The sequence below is a fragment of the Marinobacter sp. Hex_13 genome (assembly GCF_001566815.1).
Classification (GTDB): domain Bacteria; phylum Pseudomonadota; class Gammaproteobacteria; order Pseudomonadales; family Oleiphilaceae; genus Marinobacter; species Marinobacter salarius.
Genome location: NZ_LSMM01000047.1, coordinates 17,916 through 37,190, shown reverse-complemented (window position 1 = coordinate 37,190; position 19,275 = coordinate 17,916). Strand labels below are relative to the sequence as shown.

Genomic DNA, 19,275 nt, shown 5'->3' with positions numbered 1-19,275 from the left:
GGGCGAGCCTTGCAAGGTGGAACGCAGCGCAGCGAGTAGACCTTGTGAGGGTCGTCCTGGTGTCTGAGGGTGCATAAAGGTTGATGGGGGGTCGGGATCGATCTACGGGAAGCACTTCACCCTGCTTTTAGGGCGTGTGGCACAGCCACTCGCTCCTGGAGGATCGTCTTAACAGTCGCGAAGCGTCTGTTGATCCGACTTCGGGGGCCCCGCGATCAGCGGGGATCCTTTACCGGCCGGAGGTCGGAAGCGCGAGGGATACGGAGGGCGTCAGTCCCGCAACGCGGGATGAGCGAATAGCGAACCCGGAGAAGCCCGGCCTGTAGGGCGCGCCCTCTCCGCCTCAGTTATGGATTAGATAGTTTCCGCCCGGAAACTTACGCCGACTTTCTGCCAGCTTGCCAACTCTACGAAACCATATAGGATTAAATTATCTTCAAGGTAGAAGTTTGTTGGTTACCGACCTTTTTGTAATGAACAACAAAGGGAACTTGGTTATGAAATATCTACTTTGCCTCCTTCCAGCCCTGATGCTTTCTGCCTGTTCCTCGCAACCACGAGAACCAGAGCTACCAAAAGGCGAAATCGCTTTTCACAGCGAATGTCCAGGTGTTCCCTTCGCGAGGTATCGGGACCAAACAGTGAAGCTAACCTTCAATGAGATTCTGAAGAAGAATGCCGAAGTTACTGCTGCCTTAAAAGCTCGTACCAAGACAATTGAGACGATCGACGGCAGTGTTGAAATCGGAGGTAAGGCCGGTTCGAGTACCGATAACAGCATCACAGGATCTGCTACCTACAAATCCCTGATAAGTGCAGATGAAGCCGAAGTGAGAAGCGCATACCAAGACTCGATTTGCGTTACTCGCGATGTCCTGGATAACGTTGAACTAAGCGAAGAACAACGAGAAGAGTTTGTAAAATCCTTGCTGAGTACCATCGAAGCCCGAAAGGCTTGGATCGCAAACCCAAAGAAATGAGCGGTTGGGTTGAGCCAAAAGTGACCTTTCGGAAAAGGGTTACCGATTCAACCGCCCTTCTCGTTGCAGAAATCACCAATCGAAATCCATACCAAATGGATATTCGTTGGGTTGATATAGACGTAACTGGCTCTCACCCAACGGGCGAATCCTTCGATGCAGGCGGCATCACCTTTTCGACCGGAACAACCACAACGGGCGCGCGCTTGCCATTCGGTGAAATCTGGGTCGAACCTGGAAACATGCTTAAAATTAACGCACATGCCTCCAACGGCCCTTTTCACATCGCGCCCTATTCAACTGGCCATTTTGACATCAAGCTCTGCCGTAACCCGATTCCTGAAGTCTCTAAATCGCGTTCTGAACCGAGTGCCGCATTCTCGGCTTCAACTATGACGCCAACAAGCATGAGCAAAACAACGGCCGTCAAATCATACAGCTTCAATCCTTTGGTATCAGTGAAAATAGAAATCGTAAATCCTGACATAGATGGAAAAGACTTCGTTGCGAAGCAAGAAGTTCGCATTAGTGATCCGGATGTTCTTCCAAACTGCCCAACCCGCAGCCCTGACAAAAACACTGAACTTGAAGAGGCCTACGAACTCACTTGCTTGAGGGAATCGGTATGCCAGTAGCCTCTGCCTTCTAGTCGAGGCCATTCAAGGAAAGCAGCTCACGTTCCTCATTTGTTTCCGCCCGGAAACACAGCCGAACCACAGTTCACCCCCGGAAATGTTCTCAGCCAAACCAGTCCATAAAGGATTTATGGGTCTCACACTCAAGCGAAGGCTGAATCTCCACCGAGCCAAAGCCCCCATCCGGTGTAATCGCATATGCCGCCACTCGAAAGGCCTCCAGTCCGTTTGGGAGAATTGCAATCGTTTCAAACGACGATTGAGAGAGGACGGCACAACGTCCCGAGTAATTGGGTGGCAAGTAACTGGTAGCAGCGGTGCCGCCTATTTCATAGGCGACCTGGGCGATTACCGCGCCGCAAGATTCGGCGCATTCCACTTTCACGATTGACCACCTCGAAAACCATAGCCCTGGCAATGGGCTTCTCGATTAGTCATGCTTTTCTCCGCTCAAAGGTCGCCTAACATCACTATATGTTATTATATAAACCTGCGAGAAAGTAGGACCTGGAGGGAAGGCCTTCTACAACGTAACGCCGCTGAGTTTCCGGCCGGAAACTCACATCTATCAGATCCTGAACCTGTTACGGAATCCCAAGCCGATGAGAAACAAAAGAGAAAACGAGATAAATCCCTGGACCCCGGCAAGCACATAAAGGGACGCGTCCGCCTCTGAAAACACACTTTGAAAGCCGGTCTCCCTCAGTACGCCCGTTGCAGGCAAGAAAGGAAGCAACCAAGAAAACGAGAATAGAAATGGGTGATCTAAGACATCCACAGTCTCGCGGTAACACAGCCCGAACGCTATCCAGGTAAACAACAACCAAAAGCAAGGCCGGAATATCGACTGCCCATAATCAGAAGCGGCCTCGTACATCACATCCAAGATACCAGCAGGCCATGATGCCAGCCCTTTACGAAACCGGTTAAACTTCATTTCCTCAGCGTGACACCTAAGTGCCAATCCATGATCCCGGTTTCCTTCGGCCAGCTCCTTAAGACGCTGCAGCTTGGCGCCTCTATCCTTTTCTGATCGCCTGGCCGTCCACGACATATCGACGCCAAAATCGACTCTTGAAAGATCCAGATGCTTCTTGAACTCCGTTGCTATCAGGTTAGGCACTGGCCCAAACCCAATCCCATCAATTCGCAAAGGGCCGTCGACCGTTGCTCCTCTGAGCGACAGTTCTGCGCCAAATTGACGCTTCTCGTCATGGACGAATTCCACACTGTTCGCAAAATGCGCCTGAAAGAACGTTATGTTTCCTCCTCCAACGTCTGAGAAGGCAAAACGCGTCAGACCATCGACAGGAAATCTGACATAGTCGAATATGAATCTTCCATGGGTCAATCCCACACCGTCAAACGTCAACATACTCACTGGTTCGAAGGAGGCCTTTGCAACATTCAATGTCGGCTCTTCACCGTGGCTTAGCTGAAGTCCTCGAATGTAGACGGAAGTTGAATGCCACTTTGTCATCCCAAAGCTGATTCTCTCCAAGGCCTGAGCCCCGGCCAGATCGAGATAGACGTGCTCAGAATGAATTTGGGATTGGTAAAAGCTAATCGTCGATCCCAGAGAGTGCTCGATACTCAACAACAGGTGGTCGCCGTAAAACCGAACAGGACCGTAGGTTGGCAATTCCTCGCCGGTGGTAGCGCCGAAATTCAGATTCTTATGCCCAAGGTCTGACACCGAAAAGCGAACGGTGCCATGAAACGTAGACCCGCTGAAAATGACGTCGCCCTGACCACTGAACCAACCGTCAAAATGGAGCTTTCTGAACACCGAATTTGCAAAGGATATATTGCCCTGCCCAAACCGAACCTTGTCAAAACGAACGCTGCCATCAAACTTGCCGGAAAGCGAGATGTCGCCATCACCGAAATCACAGTCAGTAAAATCGAGCGAATTTCTGCCCCATTTCAGCATTGGCAAGTGAAGGGTTCGGTGATCCGACAGATCCCGCAATTTTTCCCAATCAATTCCCGCAAAACAGAATTCTGCGTTCCCACCGTACCCATTAATGGTTTGCTGAACCGAATCTGCCTTCGATTCGTTGATCGCTCGTTCGAGTAAACGCTGAAGCTCTGGGCCACTGATCCTTCTCATGTTTTGCTGTTCCATCTGTGCACGCAACTCCACAGCCGTTTCGAGTTTCCGCCCGGAAACAAGAGAAAGGCCCGTCGAAACGGGCGAAATTATTGATCCATGAGAGCATAACAGCTGATGGTCCGAATTCCTCTCCGGACACCGAAGCTGCATTTGTTTCCGGGCGGAAACTTCTTAGCTCCCGTGATCGGGCCGGGGCAACAGTGATTCCTGGCCCAATCGAAGGTTTGTATTGAACGCTCCCTGCGCCTGGGCTACTGGTATGTCCATTTCCTCTGCCGCTTCATGAGCATTGCGCACCCATCCTTTCAAGCGCCCGAATTCCACGTTCAACCGGCACATCAAACGCTGATTTACCTTCAGATGTAGCGTTCCCTTCTTGTGAGCCTTTGCCTCGAAAGCGACAGCTCTTTGCCCGGTCTTTCGGTCGGTAAAATGAAAAAGCACTTTCTGGCCAGCCTCCCATGCCCGCCGGGCCGCTGGCGCCTCATGCCTGGTCTCAAATCCCAGATTATTAGCAACGGTCATTAGATCGTTCAAAAGGTCTGCCACGGTAGAATCGAGGGTAGGGGACTGATCTCCAAAATACCCATAATCCAGCGCTTTCCAACACTCCAGGATAATCCGATGATCGAGTTTGTACCTTTCGATCTCGGGCGTGCGCCCGTAACGCCAGCCTTCCTCGGCAAACGTCTTGACGTTGGATTTGTAATTTATGACGTTGGCTTTCTTGGTCATTCTCTCCACGAGCTCAATCAGCTGGTCATCAAAGTATTGATTGCAGTTCTTAATGAGCCAGGCACAGAGCGCATGCACATTATCCGGCGTGAAATCGATGCTCATCGAGGCCTGTAATTTGTCCATAACCCTTTGCCTTGTCTTCGTAGCCAGCCGGGAGGTAACCGGCCGGAAATTCTCGAACAGCTCACGCCAATAAACGTGCTTCAGGCCCTCAATCTTGAGCTTCAGCCCTTTGGCCAAGGCTTCGGTGCTTACCCCGAGCTCCCCAAGCAACACCGGATCGAGGCCGCAGATCCGCTCATAATCCCCGACCAAATCCGATAGATCGTTTTGGTAAAAATCAGACAACGCCTGCACCAGACCGCGACTAGTTATTAACTCCCGGCCGGTACTAATACGCTTCTTGGCTCTGGCCTCAATGGTTGCCTTTGGATCAAGATTGGAACAATCCGCGACCGTAGATTGAGGAGCAAAGTGTTGCTCAAACCAAAGATCAAACGGATCCACCCGCAATTCGTTAGACCGATAGCTCCGGCCACGATTGTGGCTGTGTTTATCTAAGCGGATTCGGACCACATCAACGACAGTGCGCGCGCGGCGGTCGGCATCGGGGGTATCAAAAGAAAACTGAGCCAAAACTTCGGTTTCGGCCTTTCGACTTTCAATGGCAGACTGCAGAGATTTATCGTTCTGCCAACGTACCGGAATGATCAGGTAGATAAGCTTTGCGTTAGCTTCGCGAACGATCTTTTCTGACCAGGCTCCAAAGTGAGAGTAGGGCGGGTTCGAAAAGATCACATCGCATCGCAGATCTAAAAGCACCTGGGCGAATAGGTCAGTTCCAACAGTGACAATGCTTCGGTCCTGGCGCTCAACCAACATCAGACTCTTTTCAATGGCATATCGATCGCCGTCAGTCAGACGCATTAGGGCGCGCCCGTCCCCAGCACCGACATCAAGCGCCGAAAAGATAGGGTATTTGTCGCTGAACGGATCCGAAAGAATTGCCTGTATGTCCTTTCGGACAGCACTCAACATCTCATCGGTAGTGGGATAAAACTCGAAATCTTCGGAATGGTCTTTCAGTGCGGAAACAAGCGCAAGTGTACTCATGATGGGATTCTCCTAACTCGCCTCGACGCCGGCGAACGCGCTGCCAGCTAACTACTGGCACCCTCAAATACTCACATTTCTACCGCATTTTGTCAATCTCTGCGTATATCTTTAGTATCGCCCATAACGTCTGCTGCTATCCTGAGTCAGAAGGGTGAGCGCATAGAGAGCGGCGATATGATTTCCAGGGAAGAGATGGGGCAGATTGAGCGGAGTTGTAGGCCTTACAGGGTGAAGATCAACGCATGGTCTGCTTCTTTAAATTCAGAACCTCGCTACTACATAAACCTCTATAGCACGCCGGCAGGGGTAGGGCCCTGTCGAACTAAGCTCTGGTTTACGGACGATAACCCAAAAGTGCAGATCGATGACCGGTATTCGGCGCTTGATCATCGATTGAGCTCCCAGATCCAATATGTCCAGCAGGCGATCAATCGGTTTTTTCAAGAAAACAAACAATCGCTCTTGCAGAGAAAAAGAAGCAACCCGAACCCTTTCTAGTTTTCGGGGGATCCGTTTCCGCCCGGAAACATGAACCGTTTGGCATGATCAAAACCTGCTACTGGCCATAGACTCGACTCCAGGTACACTCTGGCTATCTCGTTGGTTCGAGATGAGGCAAGGATGCCCGTTCACCGCAGTATGGTCTCTCGGGTGCGTCACCTGCTCAGTGGTGAGCCTGGCCGGGGGCACCCGGCACCAACCTCCTTTTTTCGGAGGGGCAGGGCAGGGCGGCTACCCTGATCTGTCCAGCCGGTCATTTTTGTTCCGAACCATCCGAACCATTGGCCGCCCCTTGTCCATTACGCCGATCACGCCTGTATCGATCGCCGCACCCACCATATATATTCCTGGTCCCAGCCTTTGATAAGGCTCCAGAATCATCCGCCGCCACGATGTTATATCCAGGAGCACAGCTGAAAACGATGGGAGTCTGCGGATGACATCCCGATCGGCAATGCCGAGCCATGATCTCACTTCAATCTCGTGGGCTGTGACCACACCAATTGGCTGGTGAGAGGCGTAAGCATTGAGGGTGGCAAAATAGGTGTTATGTCGTCGGCGGAATTCCACAATGTCACTCGCTGATAAACTGTATAAATATACAGTTTATCAGGAGGGCTTTCGAGATGAAAAAGCTGGACGAAACGGGGAGCCAAGAATCGTAGTAAGTACTTACTATAACTTAACTCGCTGTCCTGGGATGCGGGAACTGGATCAGGCGGAGCAAGAATACTGAGAAGGGGGTCGACCTTCCACGACTTGTCCCGTCTTGTAATCCACCCTCTGCGTCTCTTCCAAGTCGGTTTCGTAACGCCACCCGGGACCGTCGTTCGTCATTAGATAAAAGCTCCTGAAACAGTCATATCCACCCTCGTTCACCAGGCTCCCGGCAGCCCTGCAACTGGCTTTATTCGCAGCCTCAGATAAGTAACAATTTACTGAAGTACCCCGAATTCTGCCCACCAAAGCCTTCGCCTGTAGCTCTTTCTCGAATCTATCCCCAGCAACACCCCGCACCTTTGCACCCTCAACCGTCCTGAGGTTGCCTTTCAGCTCCGACAACACAGGATGAGCCTCATGGATCTGGTCGATTTCCAGCTCGTTCGCCACTTCCCAGCCATTCTGGCCCATGATTAACTGAAGCTTGACCAACCTTCGCTCGTCATTACCGTCCAGGGCCTCTAAACCAACAAATGCGGTCGCCGGGTTAGCGGAACCGTTGGTATAGAGTGTCGTACCGAAGTCATTCAATACTGTGAGACGTTCATAATTCCGGCGGGTGTATCGTTTTGCCAGCAGCTTCAACGTGTCTAGACTTTGGTAGGTAGTATCTAACTTCCCCTGGATGACCTTGATATCGCCATATGTGGCGAAACCACTTCCTCGCAGCTCTGTCCCATGTTGTTCAGCGGTCAACACGATGGAGAAGGGTACTCCGAGTGGCTGAGAATCTCCGAACACGAGGTCCAGCTGATAGTTTCCCATAAGCGATTGGGTGTCAGGCACGCCTTGATCTTCAAGCTTTTGCTTCAAGCGCAGGTGCGGCACTAGGCCTGGCCCGTCCGATGGGACTTTGAACCCGTTGCCCGCCGGATTATCGTCAAACAATACGATTTCTGCAGAAAGATCAGCAAAAAAGTCTGAGCCCTGCCGCAACTCCAACGTACCTGATTTCAGAATGGCCTGTTCCACGGAGAATTGAACATCCCGAATTTTCCCAGATACGGGATCCTCAGTGCGCATGGTTGCCTGGGTTTTCTTTTCGTCGGGGGCTCGGTCAGACGCAGCCTGAGAAACCTGATCTGGCTCAGATTCACTAGTACATCCGAAGACTGCCAAAGCCACAAGGGCAATAATGATAGGTTTGAAGTTCTTCATTCAATTCCATCCTTAGACTTGATCAATTTTTGACTGCCGTTTTATCAGCAATAAAAACAGCTCTTTAGGTCCCATTTCCACCGATTTATCCACGAAAATGGCGAATAACTTTGCCCAGTAACAGCAAGGAAGCTGTTCGTGGAACCATAAGTTGGCCTGTTCGGCCACTTTTTGATCGTATAGGCGATCTCGGCTTCCGACGGACGTCGATCTAGTAGATTCTGACAACGAGTCATTTGATCATAAGGATCGGGGCTCAGCGCCGGCATGGATGCCAGGCAAACGCGACACCTGCCCAGTGGTGTGACGCGCCAGGGAGAGGCCTGGCCCCGTCCCTTCTATAGTCTGTTCACCATAACGCCAGATTATGCGCAGTGTAGTGCGAGCACATTGCCATCCTTGGCTTCGCTTGGGCCGCCTTACAGAATATCTAGCTTAGGTAAGCTCTTAATAATTTCCTGAGTTTTTAGGCTAACTGTAACAACTCGTTGGAAGAGCTCTAGCGGGTATCTTGGATTGTCCATCGTTTCGATCGCCCAGCCGTTGGCATCTTGGACGATACCGCTAGGCTTATCAGTTTTTACTCGTTGGCGCTCCATTACCCAGTCCAATGCGGCTTTACCACCAACTACGTAGTCCCAAGCACTCAAGGGAATCTCAGCCAAAGTGATCCGACTGTTATAGATTACGGCGCTAAGATCGTTGACGTTCTTTCCTGTAACTGGATCTTTTGATTTTTTAAACTTCATCTTCTCAACACGGTAATCGGCATCATTTAGTTTACCGTTAGTTTCGATCCTGAGCGGATACGGTTCTACCGTTTCGTAGTTTAGATGCAATTCCGCAAGGTCACGCCCGGCTTGGCAGAAAGCCCAGAAGTCACTAGCATTTTTTAGGACAGGAATCCGTGGGAGTTCCTTGCTGAGGTTATCAACAAAACGCTCTCGATAGTCCGCGGAGTGCAAAATCCCGTAAACATAGTAAAACAAATCCTCTTTTCTGACTTGCTCGCCAGGATATGCTTGCTGAAATTGCGATAAACCTTGATCAGTGATGGCATCACGGCGCAGGGGCGCATTACCGGATTTTGCAGCAAACATGTCGTCGCAGTTCTCTTGCTGGTTTTCATCGAAGAGATAGAGTGGGAAGCATTGACTCTTTTCTAGTGTGTCGTATGTTGGAATTACTGAGGTCATAAGAGCAGAGAAGCCACTTCTTGCTCCAACACCAGAAACACAAATCACCAGATTTTCTGCTGACGGGCTTGGAAAGATGCGCGGTAGTTGCAGGACCCTTTCATTAAACGTGCGGTCGAAATATAGCCACTGCTTAGTGAATGGACGGTAAAGGCTAGGCACCAAACATTGTGGTTTGAAAGCGAATTTCCGATCCCTTAAAAGATCATTTTTTAAGTTGACCGTCCAACTAATAAGTTCAGGATTAGTATTGATAAAGCTATTCAGAGCTGATTCTCGAATCTTTTTGTCTAAACCAGCGTATACATGGTTAAAACGCTGAAGCTCAGAGTTGTAGAAGGCAATCATTTTTTGCATGTTGCTAGCAGCTGCTGCTCTAGAGTAATTAAAGCACCAAGCATCCCTGGCCGTCATAACGCCGCCTGAATAATTTTCAAATAGTTTTTGATCGGCCCCTTTTTTATCGCCGATTGCAATAAATTTGGAAAAATTATCATCGCGCTGACTAATCCAGTCTCCGTGTTGATCTGGATTAATCGCCTGCCACTCACCGCTTTCTGAGATGCCAAACATGCTCCCAAAGCGCTCAATCAATTCTAACTTTTCATTCTTTGTTAGATCATTTCCTATGTCATGATAATAAACCTTGCCGTGTATTGGTGAGTCAGGATTTTTCACAAACAAAGTAATGGCAATTCCGGTCATGCTATTACTTCCGAAGATATTCTGGCCCTCGCGAGCGCGACCTTTGCTGAGCATATTTTTACGAATATCTCCGCGCAAATTCAGAACATGGATACTAGTGAACTCCTCTACTAGAGACTTTCGCACACCACTCATTACCGGCTTCTCTATGAAACTCGACCCTGAGACATAGCCAATCACGCCGGCATTGCCGATACGATCTGACGCCCAACGAATGGCACGGATATAGCTGTCATATAGAGAATTTTTTAGGCTAGCGTCTGATTTGGCTGCATAGGTTTCCTCAATTCGAGCGTCAAGCGTCGGATAGTCCACATTCTGGTTGTTGTCGTTCTGATTGCCTTGCCCAACAGAATAAGGTGGGTTCCCCACTATCACGCGAATATCCAGCTCTTGCTGTCGCTTGCGCCGAGCGCTGTTTACTTCGAGTAACTCATCGACCAAATCAGCCTTCTCACCCATCTGGAAGGTATCTGTTAGACAAATGCCATTGAAAGGTACGTACTCAGGTTCAAAGATTAGGTCACCGGCTTCTTGGCCAGCGATGTTACCGGTCAAGATGCCGTGGTATGTCGCTTCGATGTTAATTGCAGCAATGTAATAGGCCAGTAAAACTAACTCATTGGCATGAATTTCATTTTTGTATTTTTGAGGCAAACGATCGTCGGGAATGATTCCGCTTTGGAGGAGACGAACAATGAACGTGCCTGTACCTGTAAATGGGTCTAATATATGTACGTTCTCATCGGCCATACTGCTATTGAACTCAGTTTTCAACACGTCCTCAACCGAATGGATGATGAAATCCACCACTTCGATTGGGGTATAAACAATACCAAGTCGGTCAGTCATTCTAGGGAAGGCATTGCGGAAAAATTTGTCGTAAAGCTCCACAACAATTCGTTGTTTGCCTTCCGCACTGGTGATGCCTTCAGCTCGCATTTTTACAGACTCATAAAACGACTCAAGTGTGCTTCTTTCTTTGTCCAAATGATGCTCATGGAGCTTATCCAGAACTTGTTGCATCGCCTGGGACATAGGATTGTTTTTGGCGAAGCTGTATTTCTCGAACAGCGCGTCAAACACTGGCTTGGTGATTAGATGCTGGGCCAGCATTTCAATTATTTCTTCATCGGAGATGCTATTGTTTAGGTCATCGCGCAGCTCCGCAGCAAACGCCTCAAACGCGGCTATTTCTTCAGTGTGGCTTTTGTCTTCTAGGATGGCCTGAATACGGTCAATGTGGGTATTGGCGATCTTAGCAATATCGTTCGCCCAGTCTTCCCAGTGATGCCGGTTACCACATTTCTTAACGATTTTGGCGTATAGTGCACGCTCAATATCGCCGACCTCGAATACCAGCTCTGCCTGCTGCTGATTCGGATTCGGATGGGTGGAACCGATTGAGCGTCCACCTCGGGCCCGGCCAGCTTTACGCTCTTTGGTTGATTTTTTGGTGGCCTTCGGTGTCACCCTGTCTGCAACCGCCACGACCTCCATCTTGCTGGGCATGCTGCCGTTGAATTCCAGCTTGTTGATCATGGCGTCAAAGCGGTCATCGTGGGACCGGAGGGCGTTTAGAACCTGCCAAACCACGCGGTAGGTTTCATTGTTATTTAAGGCTTCTTCGGGCTCAACGCCCGCGGGAATGACGACTGGCAGAATGACATACCCCAGGTCTTTCTCCGGGGCCAGGCGCATCACCCGGCCAACGGACTGCACCACATCTACTTGAGAGGATCGTGGTGTCAGGAACAACACGGCATCCAGGGCGGGCACATCAACACCTTCAGACAGGCAGCGCACGTTCGAAAGAATGCGGCAAGTATTGTCTTCCGTGGTAGCCTTCAACCACTCCAGCTTGGCTTCTTTTTCGCTGGCGTTCATGCCGCCGTCGACATGCTCAGCCTCGCAAGTCATGGTCAGCGCCTGATCAAGCGTGGCGTCGGGGTCCTTGTCGCGAAGCGCTGCTATCTCGGCTTCCTGATATTGCGAAACCACCGCACCAAACATCTCAGAGATCAGCTTTGAGCTTACCTTGTGGTTTTTACCCTTGTATTCCTTTTCGATGACCTGGCAAAACGCTACTGCCCGTTTCATTGGGTCTGGCTCTTGCCCCATGGTTTCAACCAAGCCCTGTTTCGATAAGGCTTTCCAGCAACCCACGATCTTTGCGGCATCATCCACTTTGAGTGAATTGTCGGCGTCTTTCAGTAGGCTCTGCAGGCGCCGGTTGACGTGGGTTTCCTCAACAGCGAGGACAATCACCTTGTAATCGACAAGCAGCTTGCGGGCCACGGCTTCGGAGAATGTGATGACATACAGTTCCTCTCCGTAGAGCGATTTGTCATCCATTGAGCAAAGCGTGACGTTCTCAGTGCTCTTGGCATCATCACCGTAGATGCGGGGAGTTGCTGTCATGTAGAGGCGTTTGTTGCCCCGGATGTAGCTGTTATCGTGAACTCGGACAAAGGCTGACTCCTCCTCACCATCAAAGGTTGCTCCGGTGGTTCGGTGCGCCTCGTCGCAGACAATCAGGTCGAAAGCCGGTATCGGGTTGGTCCCGGTGGACTGAGCCTCGTTCAAAACACCAATGGAATGATAGGTAGAGAACACAACGGTCATGGCATCGTCGCTGTGGTGATCTGCCATGTGTTTCTGCAGTGAGGCCGCGTTGGTAGTGGCTGGATATTGCAGATCACTGATGCCGGCAATCACTCGGTCATCATCTTTGCCGCGCCGTTTCCCAACATCGCTATCTGAGCAGACCGCAAAGCTTTTCAGGGGGATCGCTGATTCCTGAGTCCACTCGGTGAGTGTCTGGCCGAGAAGAGAGAGGCTGGGGACAAGGAACAGTACCCGTTTACCTTTGCCAGCCATTGCTTCGGCTATCTTCAGCGAAGTGAATGTCTTGCCTGTGCCACAGGCCATGATCAGCTTGCCACGATCAGCGCTCTTCAGCCCATTCACCGCAGCGTTGAGAGCATCAACTTGGTGTTCACGGAGTTGTTTCTGAGCCTTTAGGACTGGCTTTGTATCCTCGTGATACTGCGACCAGTCGATAACACTGTTTTCCAGGTTATGGAGGTCAATTCGGGACACAGGTGGATGCTGATTCTCCAGGGAGTCCTGGGCATTACCTGTCCATTTATCCGTCGTTGTGACAATGATCCGGTGGCTAAAATAGGTTTTGCCGGATGCGGTAAAGAAGCTGTCGATATCGCTTTTGCCGATCGTGTGGTCTGGCGAATAGTTCTTGCACTGAATTGCATGGAACTCGCCATCGGTGGTGATAGCAATCAGGTCGATGCCGGTATCTTTCTTCGTACTGATGCTCAGGTCGGCGCCGTATCGATCAACCCAGTCGGAGTAGGACAGCACCTCAGAATACTGCTCTTTGTAAAAGGGCTCCGTTTTGAAGTATTGAACCATCAGGTTCTCGAAGCTGGTTCCCTTGTCACGCTCGGTCAGCGTCATCTCTCTGAACTGCGACAGTATTCTTTGTAGGGCTGTCATCATCATTCCTTGGTCCATTGTTTTCATCAGCAGTCCAGGACGACTACTTATGGAAGTTTCGCGGTATAAGTACCAGTTAGTTAGCACGAAATCTAAATAGGGTGCCCATTACGCCGAAGTGAGGCGTTGAGCGTTGTCCGGCTAACGCCAAAATGCTGCGCCACCTCGGTCTTGGTGATTTTCGGGTCCAATAACATCGCAGCCGCTTTCTGTGTGTCCGTCTTTGACAAGGCAGGTTTCCTCCCCCCCTTTCGCCCCCGAGCCCGGGCAGCCTGTAATCCAGCCATTGTCCGCTCTCGAATCAGGTCGCGCTCAAACTCAGCCAGGGCTCCGAAGATATGAAACACCAAGCGGCCACCTGAACTGGTAGTGTCGATGGATTCCGTCAGGGACTTAAAGCCGATGCCGCGATCCTGGAGATCCTGAACAATCTCCACCAGGTCCTTCAATGATCGAGCAAGGCGATCCAGCTTCCACACGACCAAGACATCGCCCGGTCGGAGCATACGGAGACACTGCGACAGTTCAGGTCGCTCTTTCAGCGTCCCGGAAAACTTTTCTCGGAAAACCTGTTCTGCACCGGCTCTCTCTAAAGCATCGACTTGGAGTTCCGGGTTTTGATCGTTCGTGCTAACACGCGCATAACCTATGATCATAAAAGGTACCTTTTCTGCTCATAGATTGTTTTACGTGATTGTTGACCATCAAACAAGGCGAAAAACGGCGCTTTTCAAACGTGGCGGGAGCGTCCAACAAACGACCGTTTTCGGACAAAAGCATAGCTCAGCAAAGGATTTGACCTTCGACAAGGATGCAGGGGAGACTGAAACACGCCAGTGACCACGAAACGACAGACGTCCAAGCCGGGTTTTTAAACAAAAGCGGACATTCAGAAACGACCGAATTGAACAATAAAGCGGACCTTTTCTTCGGCCGCGTGACCTGGTTGCCTTCCCCCCCCGCGAGTCACCGAAAGACCCTCTGACATTGGAATGTTTGGCAAAACACAACCGTGCGGAGAACCCTAATCCGCGGTGCAACTAAAACAGGGATGTTTACATAAGCTCCGAATGTTCCTGACATTCGTTCCGAAAACTGCCAGTTGGAATTCTCTCAGCACCCACCGGCTGATTTGATTTTTCAGTCAGTTTTCGACTCCGGCCTCGTTTTAGGTCTGCTCTGAATCGAAACACCCGGCTATTTGCGCATTCGGGAAACTAGGTCGAGACAACTCGCTGCAAGGATCGCCTGCGCGCGGTTCTGAACATTTAGCTTACGTAAAACAGCCGAAACATGAGCCTTCACGGTCGTTTCGGCCAGGTGTAAGTTGTACGCAATCTGTTTGTTGGACTCTCCAAGTGTTATTCTCTCTAAAACTATCAACTGGCGCTTTGTTAAAGATTGAAACTGGCTGCGATCTATCTCTGCTTCTGATCCGGCTCGGCCAGCAGCAAGACCATTACCACTTTCGAATTCGTCAGAGCCTGCACAAATGCAAATCTTGCCATCCAAAACCTGTCGAATAGCGTCGACAATTTCATTTCTTGATGCATTTTTCGCTACGACTCCCATGGCCCCCCGGCCAATCGCCTGAGACGTGATATACCTATTTACTCTAACCGACATAACTATGATGGGTAGCGAAGGTGCGATCTCATTTAAGCTACCGAGACCGCCAAGCCCCTGCATTTCCGGCATGTCGAGATCGAAGAAGATGAGACCAAGGCTGCCATGCTCACTCACGATTTCCATAGCATCTTTCAAGCTGGATACCTCGAAGACATGTTCACAAAGATGATTTACTAAAATAATGTCGCGTATGGCGTCGCGAAAAAGCGGCTGATGATCAGCAATCATGACCTTGGGCAATCGCGCCATTTCAACTTCGTCCTGCCCAATGTCAGGAACTGGAAGCGAGTGCAGCGTAGCTTGGCTCTTTGCCAAGCTTCTGAAGTTATTGGCTTCTTTTAGCATTTGTTATTCCTCGCCAAACTGTACATACATTGACCGGTGCTCCGCCCGCACTCCTCGCCGCATGGATTGACTATTTCGAGCGGCATCGCGCAAGGAGCCTTAAAGCAGACCTGCGTCATTCTCTTCATCCCCATATCGGTGAAGCTTTGTGGCTCACCTGTGAGGAAGGTGTTATTCGACTCTCGGAAATTGAATGGTTGACCTATCTAGGCTAAACCCCTGCTTCTCAGAGCTGGGGTTTAGCATTTGTCCTAGAGGGCAATGACAACCGACTTTGTTTCAAGATATGAATCGAGTGACTGTTTACCCATATCACGTCCAACCCCGGAGAGTTTATAGCCCCCGAATGGGATGTTTGCATCAAGCATGTTGTGCCCGTTTACCCACACAGTGCCTGCCTTTAATTTCGGGATTAAGCGTTGCACTTGAGAAAGATTGTTTGACCAGATACTCGCTGCCAGGCCATAGCGACTATCATTGGCCCGGTCTACGACATCCTCGATATCATCAAACGGGATGACCACCAGAACGGGACCAAAGATCTCGTCTTTGGCTATGACCATAGAGTCGTCTTCGGTCGCAAATATGGTGGGCTTGACGTAATAACCTTTGCGGTCAGCACGTTCGCCACCGGTAACCAGGCGGGCACCTTCCTGGCGGCCCGTCTCAATGTAGCGACAGACCCGGTCTAGCTGAACCCTGGACACGAGTGGTCCCATTTGCGCAGCTGGATCCAGGCCAGGCCCCAGGGGTATTGCCTCTGCTAACTCGGCGAGCCGATCCAGGACCTTGTCAGAAATGCTTCGGTGAACGTAAAGTCGCGAGCCTGCACTGCAGGTTTGTCCATGGTTGAAAAAGATTGCTGCCGCTGCCCCTTGCGCAGCCTTCTCCGGATCACAGTCAGCCAGGACAATCATTGGAGACTTGCCCCCCAGCTCTAAGGTAACTCGCGCCATATTATCCATCGCAGCACGGCCTATGATCTGACCCACCTCAGTGGATCCCGTAAAACTAATCTTGTTGATGTCAGGATGAGTTATCAGTGCCGACCCAGTGCTCTGGCCCTCGCCAGTAATGATATTGACAACCCCGTCAGGAAAATTTGCCTCTCCGATCAGCTCGCACAGATAGAGGGCAGAAAGGGAAGTTTGTTCCGCAGGCTTCAACACAACCGTGCAACCCGCTGCAAGTGCCGGAGCCAGCTTCCAGCAGGCCATCAGAAAAGGAAAGTTCCACGGTATGATTGCGGCAACAACACCGACGGGTTCGCGTCGGGTATATGCAGTAAAGTCAGAGTCAGCCGGGGCAAAGGGCATGGACACATCAAGAGTCGAGCCCTCAATTTTTGTTGCCCACCCGGCCATGTAGCGAAAGAATTCCAGACCCAGGCTTATGTCAACAGCTTCGGCAATAGCAGCAGACTTGCCGTTGTCGATAGCTTCCAGCTCAGCAATGATTCTGGCATCTCGCTCAATCAGATCTGCAAGTTTGAGAAGCATGTTCTGACGGGCGGAGGGTCTCATTCGGCCCCAGTCATCACCATTGAACGCACTTTTTGCACAGCTAACGGCTTTGTTAACGTCATCAGGATGTGCAAGGGGTATGCTTCCTATAACCGTTTCTTCAGCTGGGTTTTCTACCTCTATACGTTTGTTTTCCAGAGCATCAACCCATTGGCCGCCTATCAGCATACGGTGATTTTGACGAGCCAGGAACGCCCGGGTTTTATTCTCTAAATCATGTGGATGTTTTGTGAACGTATTCATTGGTTTCCCTCAAATCACTGACTTTTCGGACGGATAGCATCTGCAGTACCCTGAATAAACGCTTTTATTTTCTCGACATCTATCTCATTCAGCGTTTCGGTAAAATCAGGCATGCCACGGGAAACGAATGGACCGTGAAACAGGAAGGCGTCCAGGTTTTCAATAACTGATTTCTTTGAGTAGCCCAGGTTTGGAATATTACCGCCCTTGTCTACACCAGGAACACCATGACAGAACACGCAATTACTGACGTAGAGAGCCGTGCCTTCTCCAATAAAGTCGGGATTATAGTCAACGCCGGAAACCAGTGAGTTCAGCTGATACTTGGTGAACTCAGGCATCTCGGCATCACCGTTCAGGACAAACGTATAAACAGTACCGGCGGTCTTGAGGTCGGAGGCTCTCTGGGATTTTCCAAAAACACCGCCCCAGCCTGCTGCAATAGAGACATACTGAGTGCCGTCTACTTCATAGGTTATGGGCGCTGCAATGACGCCGGTACCCATTGGGGATTCCCATAGGTGGTCACCCGTTTGCGCGTTGAACGCCATAAAGCGAGCGTCTGCGGTTCCCTGAAATACCAGATCGCCGGCCGTTGTCAGGGTTCCGCCGTTCCAGGGAGAGACGTGCTCGTAACGCCAGGCTTCCTGCTGCGTAACGGGATCCCAGGCTGTAAGTCGCCCGAATGGCTTGCTTGATGGTGGCGCTACGTTGAGTTGGAAAGCGGTGTTCCAACCTATGCCACTCATGGGTTGTCCCGGCTCATTGCTTTCTATGCTTTCCCAGGAGGGGTCCTCGACCATTGTGATAGGGATGTGCTGAGACGGGAAGTAGGCCAGGCCGGTTTGGTGATTAAAAGACATTGAGTGCCAATTATGGCCACCAAAAGGCCCAGGGACGATATCGAAGGGTTCGTCCATGGATCGTGCTTCAGGAACTTCTATTGGACGACCATTGCTGTCGTATCCCGTGGCCCAATTAACATCGACATAATTGTCGGCCGATATGAATTCACCGTTTGTCCGGTCGAGAACAAAAAAGAAGCCGTTTTTGGGAGCTTGCATGATAACTTTGCGACGCTCTCCATCAATCGTGAGCTCGCTGAGAATCATGTCCTGCGTTGAAGTATAGTCCCAGTTGTCCCCGGGCGTTGCTTGGTAATGCCATACGTACTCACCAGTGTCGGCATTGAGAGCAACAATCGAGGAGAGATAGAGGTTATCCCCACCTTCCGGACTACGCTTCTTGTGTGACCATGGAGATCCGTTACCCGTGCCGATATATAAGAGATTCAGGTCCGGATCAAAAACGATAGAGTCCCATACAGTGCCACCGCCACCGGCCTCCCAGTATTTTCCACTCGGGTCCCAGGTTTTTGCGGCGCGAGCCATGGCCTCGTTTTCAAACGGTTCGTCCGGATTTCCCGGCACAGTATACCAACGCCATTTCTGTGCCCCGGTTTTGGCGTCGTAAGCTGTGATGTAGCCCCTGACTCCAAATTCGGCCCCACCATTGCCTATGATCACGTTGCCATTAACAATCCGAGGTGCGCCGGTAATCGTGTAGCTCATGCCGTTGTCGGGCAGAGTATTCGTTTCCCAAACTTTTTCGCCGGTTTTTGCATCAATGGCGATCAGTCGACCATCGTAGGATGCAACATAGACATTTCCGTAGTGCACTGCCACGCCACGGTTTACAACATCACAGCAACCCCTGGAGCCCGCCTCCCCAGGTACTTCAGGGTCGTAGGTCCAGAGTTTTTTGCCGGTCTTTGCATCAAGTGCATGTACAATGCTCCAGGAGGCAGAGACATACATCACGCCATCCACAACAAGTGGAGTGGCCTCGACACCTCGCTCAGACCCAAGGTTGTAGGACCATGCAAGCCCGAGGTTTTCGACATTGTCCGCCGAAATTTGGGAAAGAGGGCTAAAGCGCGTCTCCGCATAATCAAAACCATGGGTGGGCCAGTCCTTGCCGGTTTTGGCATTTTCAATGATATAGCTTTGGTTAACCTGATCGGCGGCAATAACGGTGCTGGCTCCGATTACTAAAAATGGAACTAATACCCTACTTATCGCTTTTTTTGTGAAACGGTTTTTGTAGTGACTATTAATCAGCTTCATTTCTATGTCCTTTCGTTTTTATTACTGT

General features: G+C 50.6%; 11 protein-coding genes. 2 read left to right on the top strand and 9 right to left on the bottom strand.

Annotation, left to right across the window (positions count from 1 at the left end):
• Positions 1–497 precede the first annotated feature (497 nt).
• On the top strand, positions 498–980 hold the full coding sequence (locus tag AXW11_RS12295) for a hypothetical protein (RefSeq protein ID WP_143071161.1): 483 nt from the start codon (positions 498–500) through the stop codon (positions 978–980).
• A complete protein-coding gene (locus tag AXW11_RS12290) occupies positions 956–1,615 on the top strand; it encodes a hypothetical protein (RefSeq protein ID WP_143071162.1) in 660 nt (219 codons plus the stop codon). The genes AXW11_RS12295 and AXW11_RS12290 overlap by 25 nt, the downstream gene beginning before the upstream one ends.
• 103 nt (positions 1,616–1,718) lie before the next feature.
• Here AXW11_RS12290 and AXW11_RS12285 read toward each other — a convergent pair whose 3' ends face one another.
• The 9 genes from AXW11_RS12285 to AXW11_RS12245 all read right to left on the bottom strand — a co-directional run bounded on the left by AXW11_RS12285 (position 1,719) and on the right by AXW11_RS12245 (position 19,247).
• The gene (locus AXW11_RS12285; RefSeq protein WP_143071163.1) at positions 1,719–2,000 is read right to left on the bottom strand and encodes a hypothetical protein; all 282 of its coding nucleotides are present in this window, start codon (positions 1,998–2,000) and stop codon (positions 1,719–1,721) included.
• 183 nt (positions 2,001–2,183) lie between these two features.
• Positions 2,184–3,743: a pentapeptide repeat-containing protein gene (locus AXW11_RS12280; RefSeq protein ID WP_143071164.1), complete on the bottom strand. Its 1,560-nt coding sequence runs from the start codon at positions 3,741–3,743 to the stop codon at positions 2,184–2,186.
• A gap of 159 nt (positions 3,744–3,902) precedes the next feature.
• Positions 3,903–5,582: a DUF4942 domain-containing protein gene (locus AXW11_RS12275; protein ID WP_091643507.1), complete on the bottom strand. Its 1,680-nt coding sequence runs from the start codon at positions 5,580–5,582 to the stop codon at positions 3,903–3,905.
• 1,218 nt (positions 5,583–6,800) lie between these two features.
• Positions 6,801–7,964, bottom strand: coding sequence for a hypothetical protein (locus tag AXW11_RS12270; protein WP_091643515.1), 1,164 nt, complete (start codon positions 7,962–7,964; stop codon positions 6,801–6,803).
• Between the two features lie 419 nt (positions 7,965–8,383).
• Complete coding sequence (locus tag AXW11_RS12265; RefSeq protein ID WP_091643690.1) at positions 8,384–13,381, bottom strand: DEAD/DEAH box helicase; 4,998 nt, start codon at positions 13,379–13,381, stop codon at positions 8,384–8,386.
• Between the two features lie 92 nt (positions 13,382–13,473).
• On the bottom strand, positions 13,474–14,037 hold the full coding sequence (locus AXW11_RS12260; RefSeq protein ID WP_091643518.1) for a recombinase family protein: 564 nt from the start codon (positions 14,035–14,037) through the stop codon (positions 13,474–13,476).
• A 541-nt stretch (positions 14,038–14,578) separates the two neighbouring features.
• Positions 14,579–15,355: a LuxR C-terminal-related transcriptional regulator gene (locus AXW11_RS12255; protein WP_091643521.1), complete on the bottom strand. Its 777-nt coding sequence runs from the start codon at positions 15,353–15,355 to the stop codon at positions 14,579–14,581.
• 251 nt (positions 15,356–15,606) lie between these two features.
• Complete coding sequence (locus tag AXW11_RS12250) at positions 15,607–17,121, bottom strand: aldehyde dehydrogenase family protein (protein WP_091643524.1); 1,515 nt, start codon at positions 17,119–17,121, stop codon at positions 15,607–15,609.
• Between the two features lie 14 nt (positions 17,122–17,135).
• Positions 17,136–19,247, bottom strand: coding sequence for a PQQ-dependent dehydrogenase, methanol/ethanol family (locus AXW11_RS12245; RefSeq protein ID WP_091643527.1), 2,112 nt, complete (start codon positions 19,245–19,247; stop codon positions 17,136–17,138).
• Positions 19,248–19,275 lie beyond the last annotated feature (28 nt).